The following is a 12,155-nucleotide window of genomic DNA, read 5'->3' as shown; positions in this document are numbered from 1 at the left end:
ACCGATGTCCTTTCCTCTGCTGACAGCGACGGCGGCGCTCCCGGCCGTCGGGGCGATCGCCACGGCCGCCGTACCGGCCGCGAAACGCACCGCCGCCAAATGGCTGGCCCTGCTGGTCTCGATCGCCACCCTGATGCTGGCGATCGTCGTCCTGGTGCGCTTCGACCCGGGCGGCGACCGCTACCAGCTCACCGAATCGCACGCCTGGATCGCGGAGTTCGGCGTCCGCTACGAGCTCGGGGTGGACGGCATCGGGGTCGCGCTGATCGCGCTGACCGCCCTGCTGATCCCGTTCATCATCCTCGCGGGCTGGCACGACGCCGACCCCCTGGAGACCGGCAGCAAACGGTGGCGGCCGACGCAGGGCTTCTTCGCCCTGATCCTGGCCGTCGAGGCGATGGTGATCCTCTCCTTCGAGGCCACCGACGTCTTCCTCTTCTACATCTTCTTCGAAGCCATGCTGATCCCGCTGTACTTCCTGATCGGCGGCTTCGGGGACCGGGCCCACCAGCACGGCGAGCAGGCGGCCACGACGCAGCGTTCGTACGCGGCGGTGAAGTTCCTGCTCTACAACCTGGCCGGCGGTCTGGTCATGCTGGCCGCGGTGATCGGGCTGTACGTGGTCGCCGGGAACTTCTCCCTCACGGAGATCGCCGAGGCGCGGGCCAACGGTTCGCTCCAGATGGCGGCGAGCACCGAGCGCTGGCTGTTCCTCGGGTTCTTCTTCGCCTTCGCGGTGAAGGCGCCGATGTGGCCGCTGCACACCTGGCTGCCCAACGCCATGCAGGAGTCCACCGCTCCGGTCGCCGTGCTCATCACGGCCGTCGTGGACAAGGTGGGCACCTTCGCGATGCTGCGCTTCTGCCTCCAGCTGTTCCCGGAGGCGAGCAAGTGGGCGACGCCCGTGATCATGGTGCTGGCCGTCATCAGCATCATCTACGGGGCGCTGCTCGCGGTGGGCCAGCGCGACATCAAGCGGCTGATCGCGTACGCGTCGATCTCGCACTTCGGCTTCATCATCATGGGCATCTTCGCGATGACCAGCCAGGGCCAGTCCGGGGCGACGCTCTACATGGTCAACCACGGGATCTCGACCGCCGTCCTGCTGCTGGTGGCCGGGTTCCTGATCTCGCGGCGCGGCTCCCGGCTCATCGCCGACTACGGCGGGGTGCAGAAGGTCGCGCCGGTCCTCGCCGGCACGTTCCTGATCGGCGGTCTGGCGACGCTGTCGCTGCCGGGACTGGCGCCGTTCGTCAGCGAGTTCCTGGTCCTGGTCGGCACGTTCACGCGCTACCCGGTGATCGGCGTCATCGCCACCTTCGGCATCGTGCTCGCCGCGCTCTACACCCTCGTCCTCTACCAGCGGACGATGACGGGCCCCCTCAGGCCCGAGCTTGCCAAGATGCCCGACCTGCGGGTGCGTGAGATCGCCGTGGCCGCGCCGCTGATCGTGCTGCTGGTCTTCCTGGGCGTCTACCCGAAGCCCGTCACGGACATCGTGAACCCGGCGGTGAAGCAGACCATGTCCGACGTACAGAAGAAGGACCCCCAGCCCGAGGTGGAGGCGGCCAAGTGAGCGCATCAGCCGTCCACAGCCTGTGGACAACTGCGGCCGACCCGATCTCGAGGATCGACGCGCCGAAGATCGAGTACGCCCAGCTCGCCCCCGTCCTGATCATCGTCGGTGCGGCGGTCGTCGGGATCCTGGTCGAGGGCTTCGTACCGCGCAGGTTCCGTTACCACGCACAGATGTTCGTCGCGACGGCCGCGGTCGTCGCCGCGTTCGCCGCGGTGGTGGCGCTCGCGGCCGCCGGGTACGGCACGACCAGGGCGGGCATCGCGGCAATGGGCGCGATCGCCGTCGACGGCCCTGCCCTGTTCCTGCAGGGCACGATCCTGCTGACGGCCCTGGTCGGCCTGTTCACCTTCGCCGAGCGCAGGCTCGACCCGGAGGTGCAGGGCAACCGCGTCGACTCGTTCGCCGCGCAGGCCGCGGCCGTGCCGGGCAGCGAGAACGAGAAGAAGGCGGTCAGGGCCGGGTTCACCACCACCGAGGTGTTCCCGCTGCTGCTCTTCGCCGTCGCCGGCATGCTGGTCTTTCCGGCGGCCAACGACCTGGTGACGCTCTTCGTGGCCCTGGAGGTCCTCTCCCTCCCGCTGTACCTGCTCTGCGCGCTGGCCCGCCGCAAGCGGCTGATCTCGCAGGAGGCCGCGGTCAAGTACTTCCTGCTCGGCTCGTTCGCCTCCGCGTTCCTCCTCTTCGGCATCGCGCTGCTGTACGGCTACGCGGGCTCGATGTCGTACGCGAGGATCGCGCAGGTCGTCGAGGGCACGATCCCGGAGGTCGACCCGGCCCTCGTCAACACCATGGGCAACGACGCGCTGCTGCTGGTGGGCGCGGGTCTGCTGATCATGGGCCTGCTGTTCAAGGTCGGTGCCGTCCCCTTCCACATGTGGACGCCGGACGTGTACCAGGGCGCGCCCACCCCGGTGACGGGCCTGATGGCGGCGGCGACCAAGGTGGCGGCGTTCGGCGCCCTGCTGCGGGTGCTGTACGTCCTGCTCCCCGGCCTGCGCTGGGACTGGCGGCCGGTCATGTGGGCCGTGGCCATCGTCACCATGCTGGGCGGCGCGATCTTCGCGATCACCCAGACCGACATCAAGCGGCTGCTGGCGTACTCGGCGATCTCGCACGCGGGCTTCGTCCTCGCGGGCGTCATCGCGGCCACGCCGGCCGGCATCTCGTCCGTCCTCTTCTACCTGGCGGCGTACTCGTTCGTGACGATCGGCGCGTTCGCGGTGGTGACGCTGGTGCGGGACGCCGGAGGTGAGGCGACGCACCTGTCCAAGTGGGCTGGGCTCGGCCGCCGTTCGCCCCTGGTGGCGGCGGTGTTCGCGGTGTTCCTGCTCGCCTTCGCGGGCATTCCGCTGACCTCCGGCTTCGCCGGGAAGTTCGCCGTGTTCAAGGCGGCGGCGGAGGGCGGCGCGGTGCCGCTGGTCGTGGTCGGTGTGATCGCGTCGGCGATCGCGGCGTTCTTCTACATCCGGGTGATCGTCCTGATGTTCTTCAGCGACCCGCGGCCCGAGGGCCCGACCGTCGCGGTGCCGTCGCCGTTGACGATGACGGCGATCGGACTGGGCGTGGTGGTCACGGTGGTGCTCGGTGTGGCACCGCAGTACTTCCTGGAGCTGGCGGGCGACGCGGGAGTGTTCGTGCGCTGACGCACGGCGGTACGAAGAGGCCCGGTTCTCTCTGGGGAACCGGGCCTCTTCGCGTGCACGCCGAGCCCCGGCGGCGGACCCGGGTGCGGACCGCCTGGTCATGGTTCTCCGGCTGCGGCGCCCGTGCGGGAGCGGCGGCCGGGGTTCGGTGGACCTGTGGAAAACTCCGGGGCTGTCGGTGCGGGCACCTATCGTGGGTGCAGCGGACGCAGTGGACGCAGCGAATGCAGTGGCCGAGGGACGGCTTACGGGGGCACGGTGACGAGCGGTAGTGGTGGGATGGCTGTGATGGAGAGCGAGGCGCGGGCCACGCTGCAGCGGGTGTTCGGGTTCGAGGCCTTCCGCGGTGAGCAGGAAGCGGTGATCGAGCATGTGATCGCGGGCGGGGACGCCGTGGTCCTCATGCCGACCGGTGGCGGCAAGTCCCTGTGCTACCAGATCCCGGCCCTGGTCAGACCGGGTACGGGGGTCGTCGTCTCCCCGCTGATCGCGTTGATGCAGGACCAGGTGGACGCGCTGCGGGCGCTCGGCGTGCGCGCCGGGTTCATGAACTCCACGCAGGACTTCGACGAGCGTCGTGTGGTGGAGGCCGAGTTCCTGGCGGGCGAGCTGGATCTGCTGTACCTCGCGCCGGAGCGGCTGCGGCTGGACAGTTCGCTGGAGCTGCTCTCGCGGGGGAAGATCTCCGTCTTCGCGATCGACGAGGCGCACTGCGTGTCCCAGTGGGGGCACGACTTCCGGCCGGACTACCTCACGCTGTCACTGCTCGGGGAGCGCTGGCCGGACGTGCCCCGGATCGCGCTCACCGCGACGGCCACGCACGCCACGCACCGGGAGATCACCGAGCGGCTGGCCATGCCGGACGCCCGGCACTTCGTGGCGAGCTTCGACCGGCCCAACATCCAGTACCGGATCGTGCCGAAGGCCGACCCCAAGAAGCAGTTGCTGGGCTTCCTGCGCGAGGAGCACGCCGGGGACGCGGGCATCGTCTACTGCCTCTCCCGCAACTCCGTCGAGAAGACGGCCGAGTTCCTCAGCCGCAACGGCATCGAGGCGGTGCCCTACCACGCGGGGCTGGACGCGGGGACGCGCGCCGCGCACCAGGCCCGTTTCCTTCGGGAGGACGGCCTGGTCGTGGTGGCGACCATCGCCTTCGGGATGGGCATCGACAAGCCGGACGTCCGGTTCGTCGCCCATCTCGACCTGCCCAAGTCCGTCGAGGGCTACTACCAGGAGACGGGCCGCGCCGGCCGCGACGGGCTGCCGTCCACGGCCTGGATGGCGTACGGCCTGGGCGACGTCGTGCAGCAGCGCAAGCTGATCCAGTCCGGCGAGGGGGACGAGGCCTTCCGGCGGCGGGCCGCCCAGCATCTGGACGCGATGCTCGCACTGTGCGAGACGGCCGGGTGCCGGCGTGCCCGGCTCCTGGCCTACTTCGGCCAGGACGACGCCGCCCCGGCCGGCTGCGGCAACTGCGACACCTGCCTCACCCCGCCGGAGACCTGGGACGGCACCGTCGCGGCCCAGAAGGTGCTGTCGACGGTGGTCCGGCTGCAGCGGGAGCGCGGGCAGAAGTTCGGCACGGTGCAGATCGTCGACATCCTGCTGGGGAAGCGCACCGCCAAGGTCATCCAGTTCGACCACGACCAGCTGTCCGTGTTCGGGATCGGTGAGGATCTCAGTGAGGGCGAGTGGCGGGGCGTGGTCCGGCAGTTGCTGGCCCAGGGGCTGCTGGCGGTCGAGGGCGAGTACGGCACGCTGGTGCTGACCGAGGCCAGTGGGGCGGTGCTGCGTCGCGAGCGTGAGGTGCCGCTGCGCAAGGAGCCGAAGAAGCCGGTGACTTCCCGGTCGGAGGCGTCGGGAACGTCGGGTTCCGGGCGGGGCAAGGCCAAGGCCGCCGCGGCCGAGCTGCCCGAGGAGCTCGTGCCGGCCTTCGAGGCGCTGCGCGCCTGGCGTGCCGAGCAGGCCCGCGAGCAGGGTGTCCCCGCGTACGTCATCTTCCACGACGCCACGCTCAGGGAGATCGCCACGGTCTGGCCCGGTTCGGTGGCCGAGCTCGGCGGGATCAGCGGGGTGGGCGAGAAGAAGCTCGCGACGTACGGGGAGGGTGTGCTGAAGGTGCTGGGGGAGCTGGGCGGGCGGCCGGGGACCGAGGCCCGTGCCGGGTCGCAGGACGTGGCTGCGGACGCCACCGGTTCCGCGTCGGACGACTGGCCCGAGATGGACGCCGAACCGGAGCCGGACGACTGGATGTAGTCCGCCGCCGGCCTTTCCGGACAACACGCTCAGGGCAGGGCGGTGAGGCCCGGGGCGAAGGTGATCAGCAGGGGGAGGAGGGGGACCAGGGCCGCCGCTGTCGTCGTCAGGGCGCGGTCACGGCGGCCGAGGCGGGGCGGGGGCTTCAGCAGGCGGTCGACGCGCTCGCCGAGCAGGCGGTGGCTGGAGGCGCAGGACAGGACGCCACGGTGCTGGTTGAGCTCGATCAGCGCCAGTGCCGTGGTCAGGTGGCCGCAGCGGCGGGAGGCGGTGTCGTCGGCGGCCAGTTCGACCAGGCGGTGGGTCTGGTCGCAGAAGTGGGTGAACAGCGGGACGCGGGGGAAGCCGGTGGCCAGAGCGGTGGAGAGGTGCAGCAGCCAGTCGTGGTGGGCGCGGGCGTGGCCGCGTTCGTGGGCGAGGACGGCGTCGATCTGGTGGTCGGTGAGGCGGCGCAGGGCACCGGTGGTGACGATCAGCTGGGGCGGACTGCCCGGCATCCACCAGGCGTCGGGGTACTCGTCCTCCAGCACCAGCAGGGGGCCGCGGGCGGCGGGGAGACCGGCGGGCAGATCGGGGGCGCGTTCCAGCAGATGTGCGCGGGCCTGGGCGCGGCGTCGGCGGGCGTCGACCAGTTCCCGTACGAGCATGGCCGTGGTCCAGGCGGCGCCGCAGGCCAGCAGCAGGGTGAGGACGGCCGTCCACGGCGGGGCGGCGGACAGGTCGTACGCCGCGGTCACCGCGGGCGGGGCCGGCGCGAAGAGCTGGGCGCGTACGGTGCCGAAGACGGCCGCGGCGCCCAGGGTGAGGGCGGTCACGCAGCACAGCAGGACCGTGGCGACGAGACACTGCCAGACCCACAGGGCGACCACCGGTTCCCGCTCCGGCCAGTCGGCCCGGGTCAGCGCGCGAGGGACGGGCCCGGCGGCCGTCACGGCGACAACGCTCAGCAGGAGCAGGCAGAGGGTCATGCCAAGGGCTCCGGATCCTGTCGGCAGAGGGGGACTTCGGATCGTGCGGGACATGCGGGAGCCGCACACCGCCCGACGCCAAGTATGACGGTGAAGGGCGGTGTGGGGCAGGGGGCGACGGAGATCGGAGGGCGCGCGGAAGGACGCCCTGCGGGCGGCGACCCCGGGATGGACGGGATGGACGGGATTGGTGGGATTGACCCGGCCCGGCCGCGGGGATCAGCCCGCGGGCGTCACCCGCCCCGTGACCTCGCCGAGGCCGACGCGGACACCGTCCGGTCCCGGGGCCCAGGCCGACAGGGTCACCACGTCGCCGTCCTCCAGGAACGTCCGCTTTCCGTCGGGGAGTTCGAGGGCATCCCGCCCGTTCCAGGTCAGTTCCAGCAGAGACCCGCGTTCCCGCTCGGCGGGGCCGCTCACCGTGCCGGAGCCGTAGAGGTCGCCGGTGCGCAGGGAGGCGCCGTTCACGGTCATGTGGGCGAGCTGCTGGGCGGCTGTCCAGTACATGGTGGAGAAGGGGGGCTCGGAGACGACGTGGCCGTTGACGGCCACGGAGATCCGCAGGTCGTAACCGCCGGGTTCCTCGTCCGTGTCGTCCAGGTACGGCAGCAGCTCGTGCGTGCGCTCCGGTGGCGCCACCCGGGCCTCTTCCAGGGCGTCCAGGGGGGTGATCCAGGCCGACACCGAGGTGGCGAAGGACTTGCCGAGGAACGGGCCGAGGGGGACGTACTCCCAGGCCTGGACGTCGCGTGCGGACCAGTCGTTGAGGAGGCAGAGGCCGAAGACGTGGTCACGGAAGTCGCCGAGCGGCACCGGCCGGCCCCGCTCGGACGGCGTCCCGACCACGAAGCCGACCTCGGCCTCGATGTCCAGCCGGACCGACGGGCCGAAGACCGGGGCCGGGTCGATCGGTGCCTTGCGCTGCCCCGAGGGCCGTACGACGTCCGTGCCGGAGACCAGCACCGTGCCGGAGCGGCCGTGGTAGCCGATCGGCAGGTGCTTCCAGTTCGGGGTGAGGGAGTCGGCCGCGTCGGGGCGGAAGATCCGGCCGACGTTCCGTGCGTGGTTCTCGGAGGCGTAGAAGTCGACGTAGTCCGCGACGTCGAAGGGGAGGTGCAGGGTCACCGAGGACAGCGGATGGAACAGCGGCCCGACGGTCTCCCGGTGCGCCGGGACGGTCACCCAGGCCGTGAGCGCCCGCCGCACGTCGGACCAGGCCGTCCGGCCCGCCGCCAGCAGCGGGTTGAGCGTCGGGCGGGCGAGCAGGGAGGCGTACGGGGAGCCCAGGGCGTGGGCTGCCGCGCCGGCGTCGAGGACGTGGTCGCCGAGCCGGACGCCCACCCTCTGCTCCGTCGAGCCGGGGGGAGAGAACACGCCGTACGGCAGGTTGTGCGGGCCGAAGGGATCGCCCTCGGGGACATCGAAGGGGGGCATCGGGTGCTGCCTCGCTCTCGTGTGCGCAGGTGCTCTGGTGCTTCACGTGTCCGTGGTCGTGCCACACGTTACGGGTGCCGCGGTCGTCTTGGGCAGAGGAAAAGGGGCGGGTCCGGGGTGACGGGCAGCGGGAGGCGGGTCCATGTGCCGCTTCCCCTTGCGTACCGGAAGTTATCCACAGGACGCGACGCAATCTTGACGGAGCGGTGCGAACGGGGTGACTCTGGGCGGGTGCCGGAAGGCCTCGGGGAGGGGGCGTTCCGATGGCACATCAGGGGGACGGATGGCCATAGGGGAGGCCGGTCCGGGCTCGGCGCGCTCTGGCTCGCAGTCGAAGAGGCTGGAAGAGGTCATGCGCGGCCGGCTCGGCCGGGAATGCGTGTACGTGCCGTCGTGCAGGTTCGGGCTGTTCGTGGCGTTGCGCCACTGGTGCCCGCCCGGCGGCAGGGTGTTGATGTCGCCGGTCAACGACGACGTCATCTTCTTCGTGGTGCTCGCGGCGGGGCTGCGCCCGGTGCAGGCGCCGTTGAACCCGCTCGACGCGTCCATCGACACCGGTGCCGTGCCCGACGAGGTGTGGGGCTCGCTGTCCGCCGTACTGACCACGAACCTGTACGGCAACCCGGACCCGGCACCGGAACTGCGGTCCCGCTGCGACGCGTTGGGCATCCCGTTGTTCGAGGACGGGGCGCACGCCATCGGCAGCGAGGTCGGCGGGCGGCCGGTCGGCGCCTGGGGCGATGCGTCTGTTTTCAGCCTTTCCAAGCATGTCGGCGCCCAGACGGGGGGCATCCTCTCGCTGGCCGACCCGGGCCGGAGCGCAGCGGTGCGGGAGGCCTGCGCCGAACTGCTCGCCCCACGCCGGATGGCGTCCGAACTCACCTATGCGGTACGGCCGTACGCCGAGGCCGCCGTGCGGGGGCTCGGGCTGCGCCGGGCGGCCTGGGCCGCGATGGGGCTGCTGGGGCTGACGGAGCGTGAGGGGATCCGCATGCCACTGCGTCCGGACGCGCTGGCCGACGCGGTGCGCTCCGCCCCGGATCTGGCCGCGCACGATCCCTGGGTCAGGGTCGACATGCACGACTACCGGCTGGAGCCCGGCCCCGTGCGCCTGCGCCGGGTCCGGCGCGGGCTCGGGCGGCTGGACGACGTACTGGCTGCCTCCCGCGCGGGTACGGAACTGCTGCTGTCGACGCGGTGGGCCCGGCCGCGTCCGGGCGGTGCGGCGCAGCCGCTGTTCCGGGTGCCGCTGCTCGTGGCGGACCGGGACGCCGCGATCGAGGCGCTGGCACGGCGCGGCATCGTCGTCGGCTACCTCTACGATCCACCCCTGGACGACTACGCGGGAGCGGAGTTCACGGACCCGTCGCCCGCGCCCGGGGGCGCTCGCTGGTTCGCGCGGCACGCGCTGCCGGTGGACCCGCTGCGGGCACGGGAGGTCGTCGAGGTGCTGGAACGGTCCGGGGCACGGCCGGCCGAGCCGCCCGAGGCACGGGCCGAACCGGAGTCACCGGAGGCACCAGCGGCACCGGAGGGGCCGGAGCGGCGCGGGGCGGTACGGTCGGGGAACACGGCGAGAGGGCTGGGGCCGCCCCGTGACTGAGATCCAGGTGCACGAGCCCGCCGTGGTGCGCAGCGGCGTCGGCCCCGAACCCGCCGACCACGAACCCGGCTCCGACTCGCTGTTCAAGAACGCCTACTTCCTGATGCTCAGCACCGGCGTGTCCGCGGTCCTCGGACTGGGCTTCTGGCTCGTGGCCGCGCGCTACTACTCCGAGGAAGCGGTCGGCGAGGGCTCCGCCGCCATCGCCGCGATGCGGCTGCTCGCCAGCATCACCGCGACCACGATGATCGGCGCCGTGGTCCGCTTCGTGCCGCGTGCCGGCCGCGAGACCGGGCGCCTGGTGTGGGGTGTGTACGGGGCGAGTTCGCTGGTCGTCGCCCTGGCCGCGGGCGTCTTCCTGCTCACGCTGGATCTGTGGGGCGCGTCGTACGAACCCCTCGGCACACCGCTGGCGGGCGCGCTGTTCGTCGCGGCGTGCGTGGCGTGGGCGCTGCTCACACTGCAGGACGGGGTGCTCACGGGCCTGCGGAAGACGGAGTGGGTGCCCGTCGGGAACGCCGTCTTCTCCACCGGGAAGCTGGTCCTGCTGGCCGTCTTCGCGAGCGCGCTGCCGGTGCTGGGCATCTTCGTGTCCTGGGCCGTCGCGATCGCGTTCTCCACACTGCCGCTCGGCTGGCTGATCTTCCGCCGTCTCATTCCGCGCCAGGCCGCCGCCGAGCTTGACCGGGAACCGCCCAAGGTCCGGGACATGGGCCGTTTCCTGGCCGGAGACTCGCTCGGCGCCCTGTTCAGCCTGGCGATGATCAACCTGCTGCCGGTGATGGTCGCGGTGCGCTTCAGCGCCGCCGACAACGGCTACTTCTACGTGGCGTACACCGTCGGCGGCACCATGGAGTTCATGGCCATCAACATGGCCTCGTCGCTCACCGCCCACGCCTCGCACGACCCACGGCAACTCGCGGACGGCGTCCGGGGGGCACTGCGCCGGATGGCGTTGCTGCTGGTGCCGGTGGTGCTGGTGCTCGTGGTCTTCGCGCCGCAGATCCTCACCCCGTTCAGCGCGGACTACGCCGAGCACGGCTCGGCCGTGCTGCGGCTGCTCGCGCTCGGGGCGCTGCCCCGGGTGGTGGTGGAGCTGTACATCGGGGTGCTGCGGGTGCAGGGACGCACCGGTGTGCTCGCCGCCCTCCAAGGGGCCATGTGCGTGCTGGTCCTGGGCAGCGCGGCCGTGCTGTTCAGCCCCGCGGGGATCGCGGGGGCCGGGTGGGCGGTGCTGATCAGCATGACGTTGATCGCCGTCGTCTCGGTCTTCGGACTGCGGTCGGCGCTGCGCGGCACGCGCGGCGGGTCCCTGGGGCAGGACGGGCCGGACCGGGCCCCTGCCGGGTCCGCCTACGGCACCCGCTGGGCGAAGCTGAACGCCACCGCCGGGTACGGCACGGGTTGGGCCCGCCGGGCCGCCTACGAGGACAGGGAGGATTCCGGGCAGGGCGGCGACGACACCGTCACGTTGTTCATCGGCCGCCCCGGTTACGAACGGGAGGCGCTCCAGGCGGACACGCTGGCGTTCATCGTGCGGTCCCGCCCTGCGGACGCGGAGGAGGACACCGGTCCCGGGGCGGGGGAGGGGGGCGGGGAGGCGCCCACTCCACGGGACGCACCGGGCCGGGACGACGGACCGCCTGAGCGGCATGGACCGCATGAGTCGAAGAAGCACGAGGAGCAGAAGAAGCACGAGGAGCCGGAGGAACACGAGGAGCCGGAGGAGCAGAGGGAGGGGTCCGCACGGGGCGCGTCGTGGGACGGCGTGGAGGACGCTCACCCCGTCCGGCCCGGTGCCCACCGTGTGGTCCCGTCGCCGTCGACCGGGGACGAGACCGAGCGGCGCCTGCGTGACATCCTCTGGGTGCTGCTCGGACTCGCCACCGTCGTCTTCTGGGTGTCGGTGCGCTCGCTGCCCTGGTTCGGCGGATCCGGGCGGGAGGAACCGGGAGAACTGACGGGGCGCCTGTTGCTGGAAGGGCTGCCGCTTTCGGCGCTCGCCGCCGGGGGAGTGCTGCTTCTGGTCTTCGTCGCCTCGGTGACGCTGTGCACGCGACCCGACCCCTGGCTCCCCGGCGCCGCGCTGGGTTCCGCCCTGCTCGCCCTGTACGCCGCACCTGTCACCCTCGGCCGGCCACCGAGGCCGTTGGACGGGGCGTTGTACGCGCAGACGGCCACATTTCTCGCGGACGCGATGGGACTCGCCGGCCCCGAGCCACTGCTGCGCTGGACACCGCCGGTCTGCCAGTTGCTGTGTCTCGTCCCGCTGTGGCTGCTGTCGGCGCGCGCGGGCAGCAGGCCGTCCTGGCCGGGACGCTGGGGGGCGCTGTATCTCGTCGCCGTGGCCGGCTGGGCGTGGCGGGACGCGCTCGCACCGGTGGCCCCGCCCCTGCTCGCCGCGCTGCTTCTCCTGCTGCCGCTCCTCCACCTTCCGCCGCTGCGCCGTGCCGTGCCGGCGACGCGGCCGCCCGACCGTGGACGACCGAACGGCTGAACCGACGACCGACCGAAACGACCGACACGTTCCGGAGCCGAACCGCCAGGGGGGAACCACCGTGCGTCCGCCAGCCACTCCACGCGAGAGATCCGCGTCCGAGCCCGCGCCCGAGAGCACGCCGGCGTCGGTCGCCCCCGCCGAACCGCATGCGCGGACCGAGTCACGGACCGAT

Annotated in this window: 7 protein-coding genes; 5 read left to right on the top strand and 2 right to left on the bottom strand. The window is 72.0% G+C overall.

The window, feature by feature from the left end; genetic code table 11:
* Positions 1-4 precede the first annotated feature (4 nt).
* The 3 genes from DIZ27_RS07315 (at position 5) to recQ (ending at position 5,478) form a co-directional block, all read left to right on the top strand.
* Entirely contained in the window at positions 5-1,576 is a 1,572-nt protein-coding gene (locus tag DIZ27_RS07315) for an NADH-quinone oxidoreductase subunit M (protein ID WP_109377479.1), read from the top strand.
* Complete coding sequence (nuoN, locus tag DIZ27_RS07310; RefSeq protein WP_109377478.1) at positions 1,573-3,222, top strand: NADH-quinone oxidoreductase subunit NuoN; 1,650 nt, start codon at positions 1,573-1,575, stop codon at positions 3,220-3,222. Before DIZ27_RS07315 ends, nuoN begins: the two co-directional genes overlap by 4 nt.
* Before the next feature lie 279 nt (positions 3,223-3,501).
* On the top strand, positions 3,502-5,478 hold the full coding sequence (gene recQ / locus DIZ27_RS07305; protein WP_109377477.1) for a DNA helicase RecQ: 1,977 nt from the start codon (positions 3,502-3,504) through the stop codon (positions 5,476-5,478).
* A gap of 29 nt (positions 5,479-5,507) precedes the next feature.
* Here recQ and DIZ27_RS07300 read toward each other — a convergent pair whose 3' ends face one another.
* On the bottom strand, positions 5,508-6,446 hold the full coding sequence (locus DIZ27_RS07300; protein ID WP_109377476.1) for a M56 family metallopeptidase: 939 nt from the start codon (positions 6,444-6,446) through the stop codon (positions 5,508-5,510).
* 219 nt (positions 6,447-6,665) lie between these two features.
* On the bottom strand, positions 6,666-7,880 hold the full coding sequence (gene fahA / locus DIZ27_RS07295; protein ID WP_109377475.1) for a fumarylacetoacetase: 1,215 nt from the start codon (positions 7,878-7,880) through the stop codon (positions 6,666-6,668).
* 283 nt (positions 7,881-8,163) lie between these two features.
* On the opposite strand from fahA, the gene DIZ27_RS07290 reads away from it, so the two are divergent.
* Positions 8,164-9,483, top strand: a complete 1,320-nt coding sequence (locus DIZ27_RS07290; RefSeq protein WP_109377474.1) for a DegT/DnrJ/EryC1/StrS family aminotransferase — start codon at positions 8,164-8,166, stop codon at positions 9,481-9,483.
* Positions 9,476-11,980 (top strand): lipopolysaccharide biosynthesis protein, encoded by a 2,505-nt coding sequence (locus DIZ27_RS07285; protein WP_109377473.1) that lies wholly within the window; start codon positions 9,476-9,478, stop codon positions 11,978-11,980. Before DIZ27_RS07290 ends, DIZ27_RS07285 begins: the two co-directional genes overlap by 8 nt.
* Positions 11,981-12,155: the final 175 nt, after the last annotated feature.

It is taken from the genome of Streptomyces sp. NWU339, assembly GCF_003143855.1.
Classification (GTDB): domain Bacteria; phylum Actinomycetota; class Actinomycetes; order Streptomycetales; family Streptomycetaceae; genus Streptomyces.
Note: the sequence above shows the minus strand (reverse complement) of the source record. Positions and strands in the feature narration are given on the sequence as shown.